The 21,402-nt window shown below is 44.6% G+C and carries 15 protein-coding genes, 4 tRNA genes and 1 pseudogene; 7 read left to right on the top strand and 13 right to left on the bottom strand.

Annotation, left to right across the window (positions count from 1 at the left end):
• Positions 1-13: 13 nt before the first annotated feature.
• From F894_RS11715 to F894_RS11740, 6 genes and pseudogenes are all read right to left on the bottom strand, one after another.
• Positions 14-89 (bottom strand) — tRNA-Val (locus F894_RS11715).
• A gap of 21 nt (positions 90-110) precedes the next feature.
• Positions 111-187, bottom strand: a tRNA-Asp gene (locus tag F894_RS11720).
• A 48-nt stretch (positions 188-235) separates the two neighbouring features.
• Positions 236-312: transfer RNA gene (locus F894_RS11725), tRNA-Asp, on the bottom strand.
• 28 nt (positions 313-340) lie between these two features.
• A tRNA-Val gene (locus F894_RS11730) sits at positions 341-416 on the bottom strand.
• Between the two features lie 493 nt (positions 417-909).
• Positions 910-1,443, bottom strand: coding sequence for a cell wall-recycling L,D-carboxypeptidase ElsL (gene elsL / locus F894_RS11735; RefSeq protein ID WP_004731981.1), 534 nt, complete (start codon positions 1,441-1,443; stop codon positions 910-912).
• A 125-nt stretch (positions 1,444-1,568) separates the two neighbouring features.
• Positions 1,569-1,922, bottom strand: a pseudogene (locus F894_RS11740) (YbaN family protein); the annotation flags it as partial.
• Between the two features lie 87 nt (positions 1,923-2,009).
• Between F894_RS11740 and F894_RS11745 the strand changes: the two are divergent.
• The 3 genes from F894_RS11745 to dapE all read left to right on the top strand — a co-directional run bounded on the left by F894_RS11745 (position 2,010) and on the right by dapE (position 4,408).
• The gene (locus tag F894_RS11745; protein WP_005247838.1) at positions 2,010-2,885 is read left to right on the top strand and encodes a DUF1853 family protein; all 876 of its coding nucleotides are present in this window, start codon (positions 2,010-2,012) and stop codon (positions 2,883-2,885) included.
• A gap of 112 nt (positions 2,886-2,997) precedes the next feature.
• A complete protein-coding gene (locus F894_RS11750; RefSeq protein WP_004280704.1) occupies positions 2,998-3,150 on the top strand; it encodes an entericidin A/B family lipoprotein in 153 nt (50 codons plus the stop codon).
• A 121-nt stretch (positions 3,151-3,271) separates the two neighbouring features.
• Positions 3,272-4,408, top strand: coding sequence for a succinyl-diaminopimelate desuccinylase (gene dapE / locus F894_RS11755; protein ID WP_004731987.1), 1,137 nt, complete (start codon positions 3,272-3,274; stop codon positions 4,406-4,408).
• 65 nt (positions 4,409-4,473) lie between these two features.
• On the opposite strand, the gene F894_RS11760 is transcribed toward dapE, so the two are convergent.
• The 6 genes from F894_RS11760 to pilG form a co-directional block, all read right to left on the bottom strand.
• Positions 4,474-4,932, bottom strand: coding sequence for a hypothetical protein (locus F894_RS11760; protein WP_004645839.1), 459 nt, complete (start codon positions 4,930-4,932; stop codon positions 4,474-4,476).
• A 3-nt stretch (positions 4,933-4,935) separates the two neighbouring features.
• Complete coding sequence (locus F894_RS11765) at positions 4,936-9,387, bottom strand: hybrid sensor histidine kinase/response regulator (protein WP_005247841.1); 4,452 nt, start codon at positions 9,385-9,387, stop codon at positions 4,936-4,938.
• Positions 9,388-9,554: 167 nt separating this feature from the next.
• Positions 9,555-11,627, bottom strand: a complete 2,073-nt coding sequence (locus F894_RS11770; protein WP_005106253.1) for a methyl-accepting chemotaxis protein — start codon at positions 11,625-11,627, stop codon at positions 9,555-9,557.
• A 46-nt stretch (positions 11,628-11,673) separates the two neighbouring features.
• A complete protein-coding gene (locus F894_RS11775; RefSeq protein ID WP_004280709.1) occupies positions 11,674-12,210 on the bottom strand; it encodes a chemotaxis protein CheW in 537 nt (178 codons plus the stop codon).
• A 5-nt stretch (positions 12,211-12,215) separates the two neighbouring features.
• Complete coding sequence (locus tag F894_RS11780; RefSeq protein WP_004280710.1) at positions 12,216-12,584, bottom strand: response regulator; 369 nt, start codon at positions 12,582-12,584, stop codon at positions 12,216-12,218.
• A 26-nt stretch (positions 12,585-12,610) separates the two neighbouring features.
• Complete coding sequence (pilG, locus tag F894_RS11785) at positions 12,611-12,994, bottom strand: twitching motility response regulator PilG (protein WP_004280711.1); 384 nt, start codon at positions 12,992-12,994, stop codon at positions 12,611-12,613.
• A 286-nt stretch (positions 12,995-13,280) separates the two neighbouring features.
• Here pilG and F894_RS11790 point away from each other — a divergent pair, with 286 nt between their 5' ends.
• The 4 genes from F894_RS11790 to F894_RS11805 all read left to right on the top strand — a co-directional run bounded on the left by F894_RS11790 (position 13,281) and on the right by F894_RS11805 (position 20,054).
• On the top strand, positions 13,281-13,928 hold the full coding sequence (locus F894_RS11790; protein WP_005247844.1) for a hypothetical protein: 648 nt from the start codon (positions 13,281-13,283) through the stop codon (positions 13,926-13,928).
• A gap of 51 nt (positions 13,929-13,979) precedes the next feature.
• Complete coding sequence (locus tag F894_RS11795) at positions 13,980-15,107, top strand: efflux RND transporter periplasmic adaptor subunit (RefSeq protein WP_005247846.1); 1,128 nt, start codon at positions 13,980-13,982, stop codon at positions 15,105-15,107.
• A 24-nt stretch (positions 15,108-15,131) separates the two neighbouring features.
• A complete protein-coding gene (locus tag F894_RS11800; RefSeq protein ID WP_005247848.1) occupies positions 15,132-18,239 on the top strand; it encodes an efflux RND transporter permease subunit in 3,108 nt (1,035 codons plus the stop codon).
• Between the two features lie 96 nt (positions 18,240-18,335).
• Positions 18,336-20,054 (top strand): proline--tRNA ligase, encoded by a 1,719-nt coding sequence (locus F894_RS11805; RefSeq protein ID WP_005247851.1) that lies wholly within the window; start codon positions 18,336-18,338, stop codon positions 20,052-20,054.
• 53 nt (positions 20,055-20,107) lie between these two features.
• Here F894_RS11805 and F894_RS11810 read toward each other — a convergent pair whose 3' ends face one another.
• Positions 20,108-21,391, bottom strand: coding sequence for a hypothetical protein (locus tag F894_RS11810; RefSeq protein WP_005106243.1), 1,284 nt, complete (start codon positions 21,389-21,391; stop codon positions 20,108-20,110).
• Positions 21,392-21,402 lie beyond the last annotated feature (11 nt).

Consider the following 21,402-nt stretch of genomic DNA (forward strand, 5'->3'; position numbering starts at 1 on the left):
TCGCAAAAGAATCTGGTGGGCGCTGACGGGATCGAACCGCCGACATTCTGCTTGTAAGGCAGACGCTCTACCAACTGAGCTAAGCGCCCTCAAAAGGTCTATCGTATAAATGGCGCAGCGGACGGGGCTCGAACCCGCGACCCTCGGCGTGACAGGCCGATATTCTAACCAACTGAACTACCGCTGCATTTACACAATGTCGCTATTGTGGCAAACGAAAATCAAGATCTTAAAGTGGCGCAGCGGACGGGGCTCGAACCCGCGACCCCCGGCGTGACAGGCCGGTATTCTAACCAACTGAACTACCGCTGCAACTATAAGGTCTCAACATGAAAGAGCTTGGTGGGCGCTGACGGGATCGAACCGCCGACATTCTGCTTGTAAGGCAGACGCTCTACCAACTGAGCTAAGCGCCCTTTCTAAACGTCTATCATCGTTTGATGGGTGCATTATAGAGAATCTGCACAGCCTGTCAAACGCTTTTCGGAATGTTTTCCACTTTTTAGGTGTGAGTGATTAAAAAATAGGTTGTTTGTTAAAAAAAACAACACTTTTTGTTTATTTTTTAAGTCTCTACCGAAATTTTTTAATTTTCAAAATGAAAATTGAAGCGAAATTTTGTGTTTTACCCTGCGAAGTTTCAGTCTAACCACACGACATATTGCAATTCTGATTAAGGATTATACAAAGCTTTAAAATACTCGACGTTGTGTTCATGTAATCTTTCAACTGTCACTTATTTTTATTCAGAAAATGCCAGTAAATCTAAGCTTCAAATAATCATTTAACCCATTCCATGCGATAAAAATACCATCTGGATCAGATTAATCAATCTTTTCTGCTGTCTCCACCAAGCAGATTCAGTCCATAAAAACAAAACCATTTTCACATAATCTTAAAATCTAACTTTTATTCGCTTTTCGAAACATTCAGCCTGCCCAGATCTAATGCCTGTTCTGAAATATAGACCAGTGCATCTTCACTGATCAGGTCAAATAATTCAGCGACCTCCGGATTACGCATACGGATACAGCCGTGCGACAGCGGCTCTCCCATCTTTTCGGTTTCTGGGGTGCCATGAATATAGATATAACGCTGATAGGTATCGCAGCCCTCGCCTTGATTAAAACCCGCTTCAAGGCCACTCAGCCATAAAATGCGCGTCAGGATCCAGTCCCGCTGCGGGAATTCTGCCGCCAATTGGGGATTATAAATTTCACCCGTCGCCTGACGTGCGACAAATACACTATTTAAGGGAGCATTCTGACCAAACTTTTCAGCAATCTTGTGCCAGCCACGAGGAGTCTTGCCACTATTTTCAGTTTCACCAATGCCATTTTTGCCACTGGAAATCAGATATTGCTTGTTTAGACGGGGCAGATACAGTTTTTGTTGGGCAAGATCAATCAGGATATCGGCTTGATCCAGATGCAAGGTATTCATGACTTGTTATTCTCAGACTCTATTTTATTTGGCTTTATAGGGTTTAACTGATTATCTTCAGATGGCGCTGTTGGTAGATCTGTCTTTTCTGGGTCAACTGTATTTTGCTGAATAATGATCTGATTCGGTTCAGGGCGTCGCCATAACCAGATCGCGACTATCAACATGGTAATATTGGTAAAGGCTTTTACTGCCAAGGGTGCAGTAGTAAACAGCATGATGATCCCGCTGATCAGCATCATGATACTGGCCAGCCATTTGGCCTTACGCGGTACAGTACCGTGGGCACGCCAATCTCTTAAAGTCGGACCATATTTGGGATGATTCAATAACCAGTCATCCATTTGTGGCCAGCCTTTGGATGAGGCCCAGGCGGCCAGAATCAAAAAGACCGTTGTTGGCATACCCGGCAGGATTGCACCGATAAAGCCCAGGATCACAAACAGCACCACCAGACTTCGCCAAAACAACACTTTCATACATCAACCCTAGCCGCAGAATTCAGGTAGTATAAAGCGTTTTCCGATACTGTCCGTTGTATTTCTGCACTTTTCACAGGTTGTACTATGCCCTTTTCCAGTTTAAACCAAAATCTTGTAGAGGCATGGCAACGTTATCAACATCCTCTGGTGCGTCAACTGGCATTCGCTGTCGGCAGTCCGAATATCCTGTCCGGCATTCCGGATGAACTTGAGCTTATACATCACTTTGAACTGCATGACAGCCAGACCTGGCAGCACTATCTGAGCCGTTACCATCCACGTTTAGAGTTTCTTGATCAGCACCCAGAAGAATTAATTGAATTTGTGCAGCAACTGAAAAGCACACGTTTGGGGCTGCGTTTTGAAATGCTGGTCTGGTTCTGGTTACTCGATGATGCTTATCACCCCTATCGACTGCTTGGCCATAGTCTGCAAAAAATTGAGGGTGCCAAGACCTTGGGTGAGCTGGATTTTCTGCTATTGAATACTGCTACAGGACAAATTGAACATTGGGAAGTGGCATTGAAGTATTATCTGGCCGAAGCCGATTTTAGTCTGCCGCATTGGTATGGCCTGAACCGCACCGATACTTTAATCAGAAAAATGAAACATTTCACACAAAAACAATTCCAGTTTGATGAGGCTTTGCAGCATCCCATTCAAAAACGGTATTGCGTCCTCAAGGGACAGCTATATTTGCCTACACATCATGCCGATCAGCCAATTCCCTCATGGATCAATACCGAGCGTCGTCTGGGCGTATGGGGACAGCATATTCCTGCTGCACAGCACGGTTTCTATCGTCTGCAACGGCATGAATGGATTTATCCGCAAGCCCGGCCGAGCAGTTCAGCTGCGATCTGGTGGACGAATGGACTTTATAAAAAACTCGATAGCAATGACTTTTATATGTATCGCAATCCGGTGCTGATCCAGCATCCATCGCATAAGCCCCTATAAAGCATTACATTTATTAACCGAAGCACTATGAAAACCACATATTTTTTAGAGCGTATATTTTCTACTCTAAGTCCCACATCATAATAATTTTATTATTGATTATACGGAGATGATGATGAAAAAAATTCTTGCTGCTTCATTAATGATGGCTTTTGTATTGACTGGCTGTAACACCGTAAAAGGCATGGGCAAAGATGTGTCTAAGGCTGGCGATGCGGTAACCAATACTGCTGAAAAAACCTCTGACGAAATCCGTCAAAACTAGTTTTTTCCTAAACGCTCACAGAACCCTATCCCAGATAGGGTTTTTTTATATCAGTCGTTCACATTCAAGCCTATATTCGCCTATTATAGAACCGAAAAAATTATCGACTGTTGAATACCGTATGAGCTCTTCCGCTACCCTCGATTTAAGCCTGCAACTATTACGTCAGCCTTCTGTCACACCGATTGATCATGACTGCCAGAACATCATGGCTGAACGTTTAAAGAAGATTGGTTTCAATATTGAATCCATGCGCTTTGAAGATGTAGATAATATCTGGGCACGCAAAGGCACAGAAGGTCCGGTCTTCTGTTTCGCTGGCCATACCGATGTCGTGCCAACAGGGAATCTGGATGCCTGGAACTCAGATCCTTTTTTACCAGAAATCCGTGAAGGCAAACTTTATGGTCGTGGCAGTGCCGACATGAAGACGGCTTTGGCAGCCATGGTAGTTGCAACAGAACGTTTTGTTGAAAAATATCCGAATCACAAAGGTTCTATTGCCTACCTGATTACTTCAGATGAAGAAGGTCCATCGATTAACGGCACGGTGAAAGTGATTGAAACACTGGAAGCGCGTAATGAGAAAATTACCTGGTGTCTGGTCGGTGAACCGTCAAGTACTAATAAACTGGGCGATATAGTCAAAAATGGCCGTCGTGGTTCATTAAATGCCAACCTTACAGTCAAAGGCAAACAGGGTCATGTGGCTTATCCGCATCTGGCCGTGAATCCGATTCATACCGCTTCTAAAGCCATTGCTGAACTGTGCGACACAGTCTGGGATCATGGCAACGAATATTTCCCGGCGACGACCTTCCAGATTTCCAATATCAATGCGGGTACAGGCGCAACCAATGTTGTTCCCGGCACCATGAACCTATTGTGCAACTGGCGTTATTCAACTGAAGTGACCGCCGAAGAACTCAAAGCACGTACTTTAGAAATTCTGGATCGTCATGGTGTGGACTATGACATTTCTTGGACTTTATCTGGCCTGCCTTTCCTGACGCCAGTTGGTGAACTAGTAAATGCAGCTAAAACCGCCATTCTGAATGTGACGGGGACTGAAACTGAACTATCGACTTCGGGCGGTACCTCAGATGGCCGCTTTATTGCCCCTACCGGCGCACAGGTACTGGAACTTGGCGTATTGAATGCCACGATTCATCAGATCAATGAACATGTCGATATTGCAGACTTAGAGCCATTGGCTGAAATCTATGAGCAGATTCTCGTGAATTTACTCGCCAACTAAGTAAATTCATAACGCAATAAAAAAGGAACTCCATGGAGTTCCTTTTTTATATTTTATAGTTTGGATTACAGTCCGATTGAAGCCTGAATATTCGTCATATTCGGAATATGGAAAAGCTGTTCGTTCATACGCACATATTGAAAGATGGCAGGATCATTCACGGGCTGATCGACATCGACCACTTCGGAAATACGAATCCGGATGGTTTTCGGCATTTCATTGCACATCAAGGCAAAGCGCTGAGTGATTTCATCACCCTCAATCACCAGTGCCACTCCATTTTGACGTAAAGGATCATTCACTGCATAAACTGGCAATTGTGCTTCATGCCACTCCACTGTCTTAACCTGCGTATTGCTATCCAGTGCTGACAGGACAATATTTTGTGGCAATAGCATCGGATCTTTGCCATGACAGTCAATAATATAGGCATCAATAAATCCGGTCGATACCGTAATCAGATGCTGAAGTTCCTGCTGGCTAATCTGATCAGCCATTTTGCTGTTCGAATTGGTCTGACTCATATATTACCCCTGTTTTACAGCAATCAGTTGCTGGATATTGGCCAACAGTTCCGCTTCCTGGAACGGTTTACCCATATAGTGCGTTACGCCCAAGCTGAATGCACGTTCACGATGCTTCTCACCGGTACGTGAGGTAATCATGATAATCGGCAAGTCACGGTGAATATCATGGTGACGAACCAGATTGGTCACTTCGAAACCGTCCATGCGCGGCATTTCGATATCCAGCAACATCAGATCCGGTCTGACGTTTTCAAGCTGCTCGATCGCATCCACACCATCTTTGGCAGTGACAATATCATAGCCTTGACGTTCCAGCAGACGCGACGTCACTTTACGTACAGTCACCGAGTCATCGACAATCATCACCAGACGACGTGCATTGGAATTACGCGAACCATCACGCTGATCATTCAGCTGTTTGATACGCTGTGTCGCCTGAATCTGGCGGGCAACATTCTGTCCATCGAGAATCAGACAGACCTGACCATCACCCAGAATCGTGGCACCGGCCACTACCCCGACGTTGGCAAACTGCTGTCCAATCGGTTTTACTACAATCTGCGCTCGTGAACCGACCAACTGATCGACCAGCAAGGCAATGGTTTGACCACTATTACCTTTAATCAACAGCACCGGCAATGAATGACCAACATTATTCAGACGTGGAATCGGCTGGTTGCCAACAAACTCAGACAGATAACGCAGCTTATAGTTTGCGCCATCGATCTTGAAATAGTCATCTTTACTGTTGAAATAGCTTTCCAATGTGGTCGGTGCAATACGCACAATTCGGTCAATCTGCGCCAGAGAAATCGCATATTGCTGATCGCCCACTTTCACCATCAAGGCATCGCTGACCGCTACGGTCGTCGGTACGCGAATCGTAAAGACCGTACCCTTGCCCAGTTCCGAGCTCACTGACACATGGCCGCCCAGTGATTTGATCTCGCTTTGTACCACATCCAGACCGACACCACGACCAGAAATCTGGGTCACTGCTTTCGCGGTACTGAAACCAGGATGGAAGATAAATTGCAGGATTTCTTCCTGATCAATGACTTGATCCGCTTTGATTAGATCCAGACTCAGCGCTTTTTCACGAATCTTCTCCGCATCGATCCCCTTACCATCATCACTAAAGGACACGATTACATCGGTTCCCTGACGGCTGATGTTCAAGACAATAGAACCGACTTCCGGCTTGTTCAGTGCGATACGATCTGCCGTATCTTCCAGGCCATGGTCAATCGCATTACGCAGCATATGCTCAAATGGTGTGACCAGACGCTCGAGAATATTACGATCCAGTTCACCTTCGGTATTCTGTACGATCAGTTCTGCAGGACGGTTCAAGGTGGTCGAGGTTTGACGCACAATACGCTGTAAACGCGGCAACATCCGGTCAAACGGAACCAGACGGGTACGCATCAGACTTTCCTGAATCTCGGCCTGAATACGGGATTGTTGCAATAACAGTCCTTCAGTTTCGCGAATCTTGTCGGCCAGCGTACTCTTGAAGTCGACCAAATCCGATGCTGATTCTGCAAGTGACTTGGACAGCTGGTTGAGCGACGAATATTGGTCCATTTCCAGCGGGTCAAAGTCGGCATAGCGCGAGTTCTCTGAACCATGTTTGGCAATAATCTGTGATTCCAGCTCGCCTTCCATTCGACGTAACTGATCAGCAAGACGTTTGATCGCCAATTCCATCTCGTTCAGGGTATTGCCTAGCTGACCCAGGTCCATCTCGATACGCGATCGGTTAATCGAGTTCTCACCGGACAGGTCAATCATCTTCTCGACCAGATCAGCAGAAATACGGATCATCTCGTTATTGCTATCGCTGGTGCCGCTATTCGCCCACTCACCCATCATCTGTGGCGGTTCAGTACCATCACCTTCAACGAAGCCAAAGTCGGTGCTGACCACCAGATTATCTGTTTTCGCCAGACGCTCAGGCAATTGCGCAGTAACGTCCACATAAGCAATCTTTTTCAGACTGCTGTGCAGCTGATCAAAACCATTATAGTCACGCTGGAAAATCGCCTGTCTTAACCAGACCAGTGTTTTCTGCAATAAGCCATCATAGGCATTCGAGTTAAATTGATAGACCGCAAACTGTTCGAAAGTCGTTTCCAGCTCATAGGCAATACTGGCCACTTCTTCAACATCTACCATACGTGCGCCACCCTTGATACTGTGGGCAGCACGCTGTAATTGCAGCAATAAACTACGGTCACTACGCTGGTCAAACCATTGACTGAGGAGCTTCTCGGCATTCGCCAGAATCTCTTCGGATTCTTCGAGGAAAGATTCTTCAACAATCGATTTCAGCTCGTCTTCTTCAGAACGTTCTACTGGTGTGTCTTCAATAGGCTTAGGAGATTCCAAGATTTCCAGTAATTCTTCAGCTTCAGCCAGATCAGTCGCAGGCTGTTGAGTCGCTGTGGATTCTTCAAGTTGCGGCTCCGAAATTGATGTCGCTTCGACCTCTGCAACTTCAACTACAGCGCCCATGCTTTGAACAGCAGCAACAGCTTGTCCAGAAACCAATGCCTGAATATTTTGCAGAATCGCAATCGCTTCTGGTGCAGGATAATCAATACCGTCTTCCCGAATAGATTGAATACGATCGGAAATGTTGTCCTGAACCAGACGAATAATCTGGATTAAAGCAGGTGTCACGGCAATTTGCTGACGGATCACCCGCTCATAAATACTTTCCAGTTCATGCGCAATCAAACCGATATGCGATGCTGCGATCATGTTTGCACCACCTTTTAAGGTATGCAAATGACGCATCAGATTATTCAGCGAGGTTGTATCGTCCTGTTTTTTGCTCCAGGTATTCAGATCTTCATCAATGCCTGCGAGCAGTTCATCCGCTTCTTCCAGGAAGATACTTAATAATTCTTCATCAAAATAACGGTTGGTTTCAGCACTTTGCTGCTGTTGACGATCTGCAGCGATGCGTTGACTCAAACCAGCAAAATCGACACTGCCTGTCGCGACAGTTTCAGCCACTTGTGTGGCCTCTGAGCTTAGCTCAATATTCTGATTACTAGTATCTTCAGCAAATATCTCGAGATCCTGCTGCACAAATGCAGACAGTTCACTGAGTATTTTTTGAATCTCATCATTCAGAATGACGCGCTGTCCTGCGGCCAAGGTATCAAATAAATGAATAAATTCCTGATGCGCCTGTGCGAACAGTTCATAAGCATAATCGCTGTTTAGCAGCACTGGCTTTTCAAGCAGCGCATCATAAGCCAATTTCAGGTCGGCAGTGAATTCATGAATGCCTTGCGCTGCCCGGCTTTCTGTATGTGCCAGCAATTCTGCAGCCTGCTGGCTGAGTGCCTGAATATATTCCGGATAATCGACTTGGGCGCGTTTATCAAATTCAAACTCGGCATCCAATAACAGATCAATATCCAGCTCAACCAGTTTAGACACCAAACCTTGCGTCTGAATGCTATTGGTTTCAGTAACTGCAAAGCCATAATCATTCCAGACACGCTCAAAGGTGGCATATACCGCATCCAGTTTTGCAGTATTGCCCTGACGTAGCAAATGCAGATAGTCACTGACAAACTCAGCATACTGAATCAGTAAAGCGGTTTCTTTTGAGGTTGAGACAATTTCATCTTGTAGCAAGGTTTTGAACAGATGCTCCACTTTAGAGCTGGCCTCAAAAATCTGGTCAATCTGCGCCATGGATGAACTGCCGCGCAAAGTATGAATCGCACGAATCAGCGCATTATAATCTTGTGATTTTTCATCTTCAGTGCGAAGGAAGGTAGCAATCGTATCCAGATGCTCTTCTGCTTCTTCAATAAAGATCGCCACAGTTTCTTCGATATCACTGCGAACCGGTACTTCTACTGGCGCTATTGTTAGCTCAACTTCACTTGGCTCATTGTCTGCAAGCTCAAGACCTGTCATCTGACCTTCAGCGGTCAAATGATCTGCCAATGCCAGTAATTCTTCCAATGCAGGTTCAGGCGAAATTTGTTGTTGTAATTGTTGTCCCAACAGCACCATTGGACGCAGATCGAGATCCAATTGCTGTACATGTTTGAATTTTGGATATAAAGCATATTGATAGACATTCAGTACCGCTTGGGCAAATTTCTGTACCGTCGGTGTTAGCTGAATCGAACCGGACAAAACCCGGTTTAAGGTATCTTCAACCGCCCAGGCCATTTCCCCTGCCGATTTTGCCCCGACCATGCGGCCTGAACCTTTCAGGGTGTGAAAATGGCGGCGAATGGTCTTCAGATTTTCTTGATGATCTGGATTGCTCAACCATTCTGGAAATAAAGCATTTAACTCAACGAAGATCTCTTCGATTTCCTCAACAAAAATTTCAAGAATTTCTGCATCTTGGTCAAGATAACTATCTTCAGGAAGCGTTGTCGTTTCAACTAAATTTTTTAATATTTCTTTCATAGCTCATGCTTCTTACGTTATGCCGCCAAGAAGGGCGCTCAAACTTAATTGTGACCGTCACGCGATACCTAACGTATGAAGTTAAGTACATCTTGTCGAGGCTTTATCTGTATTTTCTGAATGTGTCTCAACCGCGGTCAAGACACATTTCCCCATCATGTCTGACTTTATTCTGGTAGTTTAAAGTCAGATACAGATTCACGTAATGCATCGGCCATGTTTGCCAGTTCAGATACTGAACGTGCTGTATCGAAGGTTGCACTGGTGGTTTGCGAGGTAATTTCCTGTACGACATTCATCGTGGTCGCAATATGACCTGCAGATGCTGACTGCAGTTTCGCAGCATCAGAAATGTTCGCAATCAGTTTCGCAAGGTTGTTCGATACTGTTTGAATCTCATCTAGTGCTACACCGGCATCTTTAGACAAGTTCGCACCACGTACAACTTCCGATGTAGTTTGTTCCATCGAAATAACGGCTTCGTTCGTATCCGTTTGAATGGTTTTTACCAGGCCTTCAATCTGCTTCGTTGCAGAAGCTGAACGTTCCGCAAGACGCTGTACTTCATCGGCTACGACCGCGAAACCACGACCTGCTTCACCGGCCATCGATGCCTGAATTGCTGCGTTTAATGCCAGGATGTTCGTCTGGTCAGCAATATCGTTAATCAAGGCTACGATGTTACCAATTTCCTGAGAAGATTCACCCAAACGTTTAATACGTTTTGAAGTTTCCTGAATCTGTTCACGAATCGTGTCCATACCCTCAATCGAGCGATGTACGACATCCGCACCGTTTGCAGCAATTTGTACTGAACGCTCTGCTACCACCGCTGATTCATCGGCGTTGGCAGATACCTGGTCAATCGACAGTGCCATTTCGTTAATCGCTGCAGAAGCACCAGCAATTTCTTGTGCCTGATGCTCAGATGCTTCAGCTAACTGGTTGGTAATGCTTTGTGTAGTTGCAGTATATTGCGCAACTTCTTGTGAAGTTTCAGTAATACGCGATACCAGGTCACGTAACTGGTCAATCGCAAAGTTAATCGAGTCGGCAATTGCACCAGTAAAGTCTTCAGATACTGTTGCATATGAACGCAAGTCACCGTCTGCAAGATCGGCGATCTCATCCAGTAAACGTAAAATCGCATTCTGGTTACGGTCATATTCTTCTTGTAAACGGCCTACACGCTGCTTATCCGACAAGCCACGCAGAGAAAGTAACTTGAATACACATAGCAAGAAACCGACTAATAATGCGATCAGAAGGACTGCCGGAACAACCGTTTTAAGACCTGAGTTACCCGATAATTTATTCAGGTTGTCCAAAAGCACATCAGATTGAGAAAAAATAGATGCGGCTGCCTGACGAACTTTTACGATCTGTGTAGAGTTTTTCAGAATAATCGCTGATGCAGATTCCAGTACGTCATCATATTCAGCCTTGATGCCTTCCAGAGATTCACGCAGGGTTGGATCAGCAATACGCTGTACACCCAGTTCAGCAGAACCATTTAACTGTGCATTCAGATAAGAACCAAAAGTTTCGGTATCGGCACTGAAGTCATCCGCAGATTCACGTGAACCATCATTACCTGTCAGTACCAAACTGATTGAACGTAAGATACGTTCTGCAATGAATACCTGGTTTTTGGCAATAACCACCTGGTTCGATGGCATATCTTGACGTGCCATCTGGTCGACCATCAAGTTATATTCCGCCTGAATCCCCGGAATCGCTTCACCAATCGCGATGTTGGTGTCGTATAACTGGTTAATAATCTTTTGTTGCGAGGTAATCAGATCAATACTGCTGGATACTTCTGTCCACTGTTTATCAACAGCTTGCAAAGCATCATTGTTAGAGTGAATACTTTTAACTGTCTCAAGGTTTTCAGCAAAAGCTTTTTGCGAATCAGTCAGGTTCTTCATGGCCTCAGGCGTACCCGAAGCTGTCGCTTCAGTCGCTTGGCGCGAAATCGTTTGCGAGAGGAGACGCAAATCACCCAGACTTTGAGTGAGTTCATTGGTACGTGGAACACTATAAAAAAGATACAATAAAGTGATCAGTGCGGCTAAAAGACAGCCTGCTGCTCCATAGATCAGCGGTTTTGATTTCTCACTATCACCGAAGACACGTGATAACTGATCTACTTGCGTTTGAATCTTAGCTAAAAAAGCATTACCGCCTTTGCGGCCAGTGCTCTCACCTGTATTTTTCTTTTTAAGTTTAAAGCCCATGTAGCCTCTCCCCGGTTGACGCCTTGCTTAGTTTCGAGCGCGACATTTAATTTATAAATTTTATAGATGCGTTCATAAATTTTGGATTTTGCAACAGACGACTGAATAAAAACACATGCCACTGCTGGTTGTGCTGATGGAAAAACCCCTGACAATATTCTTGTAAGTTTTTATCCAATTCAGATTTCTTCGAAAAGAAACTTTTCTTATTGAAATGTTGTATACCCAAAACTTGATCTACGACCAAACCCACATACTGGTCATTATGGTTGATACATAATACTTTTTGAGTCGGTGAAAATTGACTGCTTTGCCCTGATACGTACTGCGTCAGATCAGAAACCGATAACAGTCTTCCCCGGATATTCGCCAGACCCAACACCCATGCTTGCGTCTTGGGTACCGGCGTATATTCTGGGGGATAAATCACTTCTGATACTTCCCCCAGCGGGGCAACAAAATATTGCCCCATCATCTCAAAAGCAATGCCCGACCATCGGTTAACTTCATTGCCATTGGAAACGTAGTTTTTATTCCCCCGTTTCGCAATGCGAAGCAATTCGATAAATCCATTTGCTGCCATAGAGCTTATCCTGCATTGAGGTGCTGCTTAATTACATCTATTAATTGTTTTTCATCGACTGGTTTTGTTAGATAATCCGCTGCGCCTTGACGCTTGCCCCATACACGGTCAGTGGCCTGATCCTTAGTACTCACAATCACGATTGGAATATGTTTGGTCGTTGCACCACGTGCAATCTGGCGGGTCGCCTGAAAACCATTCACGCCCGGCATAACCACATCCATCAGGACTAGGTCCGGCAATTCTGCCTGTGCCATGGTGACGCCATCTGCGCCATTGGCTGCTTCAATCACCTCAAAGCCGTGTTTAGAAAGAATCTCTCTAAAGCGAAAAGTTTCTGTCGGTGAGTCATCCACAATTAGGATACGTGCCATGCCAATTCCCCAAAAAAAATCAAATATTAAGCACTAATATGGTTACGGATTGCATTGAGCAATTCATCTTTACTAAAAGGTTTAGTCAGGTATTCATCTGAACCCACGACACGACCTTTGGCCTGATCAAATAAGCCATCTTTACTCGATAGCATAATCACAGGAATATTCTGGTAATTCTGAGAGTTTTTGATTAAGGCGCAGGTTTGATAACCATCCAGGCGCGGCATCATAATATCTACAAAAACGATATCTGGATTTGCTTCGGCAATTTTTGACAAAGCCTCAAAACCGTCTACTGCAGTAATGACCTCATAACCTTCGCGTTGAAGAAGAGTTTCCGCAGTACGACGAATGGTCTTTGAGTCATCAATAACCATAATTTTTAGATTTTGGAATTTATCGTCCATTTGTTTAACCCTTCCCATTTTAGAAACTATATGCCATAAGGCTCATAGGATTATTTTATTACGATCGATAAACATTTTTAACATAAAGTCACTTGTATTATCAATGAACATTTTCTACACAAGTAGACAAAATCATTTATTTTTAATAACAGCTTCACATTTTCTTATCGTTATTGGTTTTTTTTTGACTAACGGTAGTTTTTTATTGATAAATTTAAGTCTAATATAACAAGATTATTACTTTAAAATAAGTAATTTAGTCAACTTTAAATTCGGGGAGCCAATGATGAGTCAGTTTTTAAGAAAACTTGCTGTCATTGATAAAAATAAAATGACTGGTCAATTCATTGTTGTTGTGCTGCTACTGTTACAGGTGAGCTTAACGTGTGCGAGTAGTAACCAACTCCCGCAAAAAGCCACTTGGTATCGTTATTATGACAGCAAGGGTGTGGCCAATATCAGTACTAATGTCACGCCAAATCATATCCGTTATGGCTATGAAGCACTTGACCAGAATATGCAGGTGATTAAGCGTGCCCGTCCTTATAATGCCGAAGCGGATATCAGACAGGCGCCACAGCGTGCTCAACAGGCTAAGCGGATTGCCGAAGATCATAAACTCAAGCGTGCTTATAGCAATAGCCAGACCGCTTTACAGAAAAAGAATGACAGCCTGGTCCAGTTAAAAAAACAGATTGATTTTCAGCAAGAACAAATGAAGCAACTGCAAAAAGATCGGGTCATGTTCGTACGTCAGGAACGTGAATATTTACGTAAAGGTAAAACCACACCGGCACATCTAAAAACCATGCTAGACAACAACCAGAAAAATCTCGTTTCCCAAAAAGAAAATATTCAGTCTTTACAAAGTCGCTATCGAAATCTGGAAGCAGAATACGACAAAATTATCGCCCGTTTAAAAGCACTTGAATAAATACAAATAGCTGGTTGTGGTTTTGATTCACAGCCAGCTAAAAGGACTCTTATGCAAACTGCACAGCATTCTCATGATTTAAATATGCCTTCCCCGCGCTCTATCCTGATCATGAGTGCACTTTGCTTAAATATGTTTTTAGTGGCTTGTGATAAAAATGAACCCGTCCAGCAAACCGAAACACCCAAATCCATTGAAGTCATTCCTCAAGATCTAGTTGCAGTTCAATCTGGCAATTCAGTTCAAAAAACTGCATTCACCGGCACCATTCGTGCAGTCAATCAAAGTAGCATACAAGCACAGGTCTCTGCTACTGCCACCAGCGTAAACGCACAGGTAGGTCAAACAGTTGCCAAGGGACAAGTGCTGGTACGCCTGAATAATCAGGACAATGCAGCTCGTCTGGCACAGGCGCGTGCGAATCTGGCCTCAACTCAAGCGCAAGCCAATCAGGCGCACAACATGATGCAGCGTAAAAAGCGTCTGCTCGATCAGGGGTTTATTTCAAAAGTAGAATATGAACAAAGTCAGGTCGATTATCAGGCCCAGCTTGAAAATGTCCGCGCCCAGCAAGCCAATGTCGATATTGCCCAGAAAGCCGATCGTGATGGCACCATGACCAGTCCGATCAGTGGCGTGATTACGCAACGTCAGGTTGAACCGGGTCAAACCGTTGCCATTGGACAAACCCTGTTTGAAATTGTCGATCCGAAACGGCTGGAAATTCAAGCACGCGTACCTAGTGATCTGCAATCAGGTTTAAGACTGGGCAGTCAGGTCGAATACAACATTCAAGGTAATCCAAATCGGCTCACTGCCGTAATTAGCCGGATTTCCCCCATTGCAGATCAGGCCAGTCGCCAGATCGAATTCTTTGCCACGCCGAATGAAACCATTCCTTCGCTAAGTATCGGCTCCTTCGTTGAAGGCAACATTCTGAGTTCACAACAGATTTCTGGCCAGCTGATTCCATTAGATACTATTCAAGACATTCAGAATAAACCTTATGTCTGGATAATACGCCAGAATAAAATTATCAAAGTCAATGTTCAGGTACTAGAACAGCGTTATAGCGACAACATTGCCGTGGTTCAAGGACTAGAAAATAGTGATCAGGTCAGCCGGGTTAAGTTTAGCGAAGCCGATCTGCAAAAAACTGTCACCCTTCGCGCCAACTAAAACCATTCATACAGGATCATTGACATGTGGTTTACCCGAATTAGTGTGAAGTATCCGGTTTTCACCATCATGATGATGTTCTGTTTGATGGTACTGGGACTGGCTTCCTGGCAGCGGATGGGCGTTGAAGAATTTCCTGATGTCGATTTCCCTTTTGTGGTGATCTATACCAACTATCCGGGCGCTTCTCCGGAAACGGTTGAATCGGAAATCACCAAGAAACTCGAAGATCAGATCAATACCATTTCCGGTTTGAAACAGGTGATTTCCCAGTCCAGTGAAGGCCTGTCCATCATCACCACTGAATTTAATCTGGATGTGACATCTACCACAGCAGCTCAGGACGTGCGGGATAAAATCGCTTCTGTAACTGCTGAATTTCGTGATGAGATTCAGGAGCCGATTGTAGAACGTTATGACCCGACGGCGAATGCGGTAATGTCGATCGTATTTGAATCCGACAATATGGATGTGAAAGCGCTCAGTTCCTATCTGGATCAGCGAATTGTGCCACAATTGCGTACAGTCCCGGGCGTCGGAACGGTCAACCTGCTGGGTGATGCGCAGCGCCAGATCCGGATTCAGGTGGAACCACAAAAACTACAAGCCTTTGGCATTGGTGTGGACAGTGTGATTAACACCTTAAAGGCCGAGAATATTGAAGTCCCGGGGGGGACGCTTAAATCGGGTAATTCGGAACTGGTCATTGAAATCAATTCTAAAGTACTGCATCCCCTCGCCTTCGGCGATCTGGTTATTGCCAATAAAAACGGCGTACCGATTTTCCTCAGACAAGTGGCCAATATTCAAGACAGTCAGGCAGAGCTGGAATCGGCTGCCTTTTTGAATGGTAAAACCGCAGTGGCAATTGATATTTTGCGCAGTTCAGATGCAAACGTCATTGAAGTAGTCGACAAGAGCTATGCAGCTTTAGAAAGTATTGAGGCGCAGCTTCCACAAGGTACCACTTTACAAGTGGTGGTGGACTCCTCCAAAAGTATCCGCGGCACCATTGGTGATGTAGCCCGAACCATTATTGAAGGTGCGGTACTGGCTGTGCTGATTGTCCTACTGTTCCTGGGTTCTTTCCGCTCCACAGTAATCACCGGTTTAACCCTACCAATTGCTCTCTTGGGCACGCTGACCTTTATCTGGGCCTTTGGCTTTAGCATCAATATGATGACTTTACTGGCGCTGTCCTTGAGTATTGGTCTGTTGATCGATGATGCAATTGTGGTGCGTGAAAATATTGTCCGGCATACCGACATGGGCAAAGATCACGTGACTGCTGCACTCGATGGCACCAAAGAAATTGGTTTAGCTGTTCTGGCCACAACACTGACCATTGTTGCCGTATTTCTGCCTGTGGCCTTTATGGGCGGAATTATTGGCCGTTTCTTCTACCAGTTCGGGGTCACGGTGAGTATGGCCGTTCTGATCTCGATGTTTGTCAGCTTTACCCTGGACCCGATGCTTTCTGCGCACTGGGCAGAAAAGAAAAAAGATCCAAATAAAAAACCAGGTCGGGTGAAACGTTTCTTTAGCTGGATCTCGAGCAAGCTGGATAACTTAAGCCATGTCTATGAAAAATTGCTGAAACTGGCACTGCGCTTCAGATTGATTACTTTATTAATTGCTGTCGCTTCATTATTTGGTGCTCTGGGATTGTCCAAACTGATCGGCACCGAATTTGTACCGGTTCCGGATAAAGGTGAAATCCGGATCAAGTTTGAAACACCGGTCGATTCATCGCTTGAATATTCACAAGCCAAACTGCAGCAGGTGGATCAGATTATTCGTCAGCATCCGGATGTCAAAGCCACTTATGGGGTGATTAATGGCGCAACTGACCGCGGTAAAAACCATGTCAGTTTACGGGTGACTGTAACGCCGCGTACCGAACGTGAAAAGACCCTGAATGACCTGAATAATGAATTCCGCCAGCGTCTACAATCGGTTGCAGGAATCAGCATTACCTCGGTGGCATCCGCCGATGAAACCGTTTCAGGTGGCCAGAAGCCGATCATGATTTCGATTAAAGGTCCGGATCTAGATGAACTGCAAAAAATTTCCGATCGCTTTATGACGGAAATGGCGAAGATTAATGGCATTGTCGATCTGGAAACTTCATTAAAAGAACCCAAGCCGACTCTTGATGTACAGATCAATCGCGTCTTGGCCAGTGATTTAGGTTTATCGGTCAATCAGATTGCCAATGTAGTGCGTCCGCTGATTGCCGGTGATGATGTCACGACCTGGCAGGATGAAAAAGGTGAAACCTATGATGTGAATCTGCGCCTGACCGAAGACCAGCGCAGCTTGCCTAGCGATTTACAGAATATGTATATCACCTCGAATAAAACCGATGCCAATAATCAACCAGTTCTGGTCCCGCTTTCGAGTGTCGCCAAATTTGAAGAAAAACTGGGCGCCTCGCAGATTAATCGACGTGATCTGGCACGTGAAGTTCTGGTCGAGGCCAATACTTCAGGACGTCCTGCAGGTGACATCGGGACGGATATCAGCCGCTTGCAAGAAAATTTCGATATGCCACCGGGTTATAGTTTCGACACTCAAGGCTCCAATGCCGACATGGCAGAATCCGCAGGTTATGCACTGACTGCGATTACCCTGTCGATTGTCTTTATCTATATTGTGCTCGGTTCACAGTTCAACAGTTTTATTCATCCTGCAGCAATTATGGCCTCACTGCCATTGTCGCTCATTGGCGTGTTTCTGGCCTTATTCCTGTTTAACTCGACCATGAACCTGTTCTCGATTATCGGCATTATCATGCTGATGGGACTGGTGACCAAGAATGCGATTCTACTGATCGACTTCATCAAGAAAGCCATGGACCGCGGCGAAGACCGTTATGATGCGATTATTGCCGCTGGTAAAACCCGTTTGCGTCCTATTCTGATGACTACCAGCGCGATGGTCATGGGCATGGTGCCACTTTCCCTAGGGCTAGGTGAAGGTGGTGAACAAAGTGCACCGATGGCGCATGCGGTGATTGGTGGGGTAATTACCTCTACCCTGCTGACCCTGGTGGTGGTGCCGGTGATCTTTACTTACCTGGATGACTTTAAGAATTTTATGCTGCGTCAGGCACGTAAAATCATGGCATAATTTAATACAACACAATGAGGTGACATTCCCAAAAGCTCACCTCATTTTTTATTGTATAATCCCTGCTTTAACGCTTAATTTTTTAGGACAGTTTCCATGCGCGCGAGTCGCTTTTTATTTGCAACGTTAAGAGAAACCCCGAACGATGCTGAGGTTATTTCACATCAGCTCATGCTTCGTGCCGGTATGATTCGTAAGTTGGCTTCAGGTCTATACACCTGGTTGCCGATGGGCGTTCGCGTATTAAATAAAGTTGAAGCGATCGTCCGCGAAGAAATGGACAAAGTCGGTTCACTTCAAGTCTATATGCCGGTGACTCAACCTGCATCTTTATGGGAAGAATCAGGTCGTTATGTACAATACGGTCCTGAGCTTTTACGCTTCAACGACCGCCATGGCAACCCATTTGTTCTCGGTCCGACGCATGAAGAAGTGATCACTGACCTTGCACGTAACGAATTAAAAAGCTACAAGCAATTGCCTGCAAACTTTTACCAAGTACAAACCAAATTTCGTGACGAAATTCGGCCACGTTTTGGCGTAATGCGTTCACGTGAATTCATTATGAAAGATGCCTACTCTTTCCATGCCAACCAGGAATCACTGCAACAAACCTACGACGACATGTATGCAGCCTACTGCAAAATCTTCACCCGTCTTGGTTTAGATTTCCGTCCGGTTCAAGCAGATACCGGTTCAATCGGTGGTTCAGGTTCTCACGAATTCCACGTGCTGGCTTCAAGCGGTGAAGATGATATCGCCTTCTCGACTGAATCTGACTATGCAGCCAATATTGAAATGGCAGAAGCAGTACTTGTCGGTGAGCGTGCGGCACCTACACAAGAACTCAAACTGGTAGATACACCAAATCAAAAAACCATTGCAGATGTATCAGCATTCTTGGGTACCAATCCTGCTCATTCAGTAAAAGCCTTATTAGTTCAAGGTGTTGCGACTGAAGAAGGTCAAGATGTACCTGTGGTTGCATTATTCCTTCGTGGCGATCACGAACTGAATGAAATTAAAGCTGAAAAACATCCTTTAATTGCTGCGCCTTTGACATTTGCTACTGAAGAACAACTTCAAGCACTTGGCTTAACTGCTGGCTTTGTCGGTCCTCAAGGTCTGGTCGAAAAAGGTATCACCGTCATTGTTGATCGTGCAGCATCGGTATTGTCTGACTTTGTTGCAGGTGCAAATGGAGCAGATCAACACGCAACAGGTGTAAACTGGGAACGTGATGCGCAGTTCACTGAAGTTTATGACCTACGTAACGTGGTTGAAGGCGATCCATCTCCAGATGGTAAAGGTACGCTTCAAATCAAACGTGGTATCGAAGTGGGGCATATCTTCCAGTTGGGTCAAAAATACTCTGAAGCTTTAGGTTGTAAAGTCTTGGGTGAAGATGGCAAACCATTCACTGTAACAATGGGGTGTTATGGTATTGGTGTAACACGTGTGGTGGCCTCTGCAATCGAGCAGAACTTTGATGAGAAGGGCATTATCTGGCCAACTGCCATTGCACCGTTTGAAGTTGCCATTGTGCCGATGAATGCACATAAATCTCCACGAACTATGGAAGCTGCGGAAGCACTCTATGCTGAATTACAAGCTGCAGGTTTTGACGTGTTACTCGATGACCGTAATGAACGTCCGGGCGTGAAATTCTCTGATCTTGAGCTTACAGGCATTCCACACCGTATTGTGATCGGTGAAAAAGGTTTAGATGCAGGTACTTTTGAATATAAAGGCCGCCGCGATGCTGAATCAGTAAATATTTCGAAAGAAGAATTATTGGCAAAAATTGCTAAATAATTTTGCTTTCTTATAAAAAATCCCGCGTAATGCGGGATTTTTTATAACTAAACTTAGCAGAATTTATGTCCACCAAAGCAGTTCGGTTTAAAGTTCTGGCCTTGTAAAGTTAAATTAGTAAGAGGGAAATCAAGTAGCGCAGGATTTTTAATTTCCTTTACATCAAGTGCACTTCCTAGCACACAACCAAAAACCAGACTTCCACAATCTCGCACATTAGTGGTTAAATCATGGTTAATTCCTGCAATAGTTTGCTTTAAAACAGCATCTGAAATTGGCACACTATATGAAGGTGAAATACTTCCTAAATCCACTTCATCTTCCATTGCCAGCCACCACCCTTGTTTTGCCGCGACTGCTGCACCAGGCCATAAAATGCTTTGGGATTGCAAGGAGAGTGAAGCTGGATTATTTAAATATAAAGCATGAATAAGTCCGAGATTTTGTTTAACGGTAATGTCTGTCTGTAGCCCGGTTAAGTAGCCTGTAATATCTTTATCTAATTTTAATGCTCCATCCAATAATTCTGCTTTTAATGGTCCTTTAAAATCAATACGACCTACTGTCCCTGTCCCTTTTAGTACAACTTCTTTCATTCTTGTTCCTGACACTATCGTAGCAGGAATAGTAAAAGGTGCTGTTGTAGAATTTAACTGGAAAGCATAATTGCTAGATGTGTAATGTAAATCCAGAGGTAATGGTTGACCTAATATAGTGCCTTTTACCGTACCCTCAATATTCATTCCAGTTGCAGCATAATCCATGACACGAGGAGCGGTTGTTGCAACTCCTGATGAAGATTTTGTTTTCATATAACCACTGAAACTGTTAATACCATTTGGTGTAGCACTATTTTCTGTCCCCATTGTCAATAGACCTGAAATCTTTTCCGCACTTAAACGGAAACCTAAAACTTCACGTGTAGATGCCTGATTTGGATTTTTTATGGCAAATTGTACAAATGGATTAGTAATCAGAGCTGAAGTCGCGGCACGATCCGCGCCATTCGTAGGATTACCACTTAAGGCAATATGATCAATATCAATATCACAGCCGGTTGCACCATTAACACCGCCACACCCGAGTTGTAGCTTTTTTATATTGGCATTAATTTCCATCTCGGCTTCCAAGCCTAATTTATAAAATGAGATATTACTCTGGTCATAAGTAGCTCCTAGATTATCCATCTGGTTAAATCCAGACTGAACCTCCATTGACAATAAAGCCTGCCCATTGACTTCTGAGAGCTCTTGGTCTTCCAATGAGGTTAATGCAGATACCTGACCACTTAGGCCCATCATAGCTACCACTAGACTTTTTAATATTATTTTTTTCATTTTTCTCATCC

This window comes from Acinetobacter sp. CIP 51.11, from assembly GCF_000369665.1.
Lineage (GTDB): Bacteria > Pseudomonadota > Gammaproteobacteria > Pseudomonadales > Moraxellaceae > Acinetobacter > Acinetobacter lwoffii_S.

Excerpts from the sequence above, each read along its gene's own strand:
- elsL (WP_004731981.1), bottom strand. The coding sequence starts at position 1,443 with ATGAATACCTTGCATCTGGATCAAGCCGATATCCTGATTGATCTTGCC.
- F894_RS11745 (WP_005247838.1), top strand. The coding sequence starts at position 2,010 with ATGCCCTTTTCCAGTTTAAACCAAAATCTTGTAGAGGCATGGCAACGT.
- F894_RS11750 (WP_004280704.1), top strand. The coding sequence starts at position 2,998 with ATGATGAAAAAAATTCTTGCTGCTTCATTAATGATGGCTTTTGTATTG.
- dapE (WP_004731987.1), top strand. The coding sequence starts at position 3,272 with ATGAGCTCTTCCGCTACCCTCGATTTAAGCCTGCAACTATTACGTCAG.
- F894_RS11760 (WP_004645839.1), bottom strand. The coding sequence starts at position 4,932 with ATGAGTCAGACCAATTCGAACAGCAAAATGGCTGATCAGATTAGCCAG.
- F894_RS11765 (WP_005247841.1), bottom strand. The coding sequence starts at position 9,387 with ATGAAAGAAATATTAAAAAATTTAGTTGAAACGACAACGCTTCCTGAA.
- F894_RS11770 (WP_005106253.1), bottom strand. The coding sequence starts at position 11,627 with ATGGGCTTTAAACTTAAAAAGAAAAATACAGGTGAGAGCACTGGCCGC.
- F894_RS11775 (WP_004280709.1), bottom strand. The coding sequence starts at position 12,210 with ATGGCAGCAAATGGATTTATCGAATTGCTTCGCATTGCGAAACGGGGG.
- F894_RS11780 (WP_004280710.1), bottom strand. The coding sequence starts at position 12,584 with ATGGCACGTATCCTAATTGTGGATGACTCACCGACAGAAACTTTTCGC.
- pilG (WP_004280711.1), bottom strand. The coding sequence starts at position 12,994 with ATGGACGATAAATTCCAAAATCTAAAAATTATGGTTATTGATGACTCA.
- F894_RS11790 (WP_005247844.1), top strand. The coding sequence starts at position 13,281 with ATGAGTCAGTTTTTAAGAAAACTTGCTGTCATTGATAAAAATAAAATG.
- F894_RS11795 (WP_005247846.1), top strand. The coding sequence starts at position 13,980 with ATGCAAACTGCACAGCATTCTCATGATTTAAATATGCCTTCCCCGCGC.
- F894_RS11800 (WP_005247848.1), top strand. The coding sequence starts at position 15,132 with ATGTGGTTTACCCGAATTAGTGTGAAGTATCCGGTTTTCACCATCATG.
- F894_RS11805 (WP_005247851.1), top strand. The coding sequence starts at position 18,336 with ATGCGCGCGAGTCGCTTTTTATTTGCAACGTTAAGAGAAACCCCGAAC.
- F894_RS11810 (WP_005106243.1), bottom strand. The coding sequence starts at position 21,391 with ATGAAAAAAATAATATTAAAAAGTCTAGTGGTAGCTATGATGGGCCTA.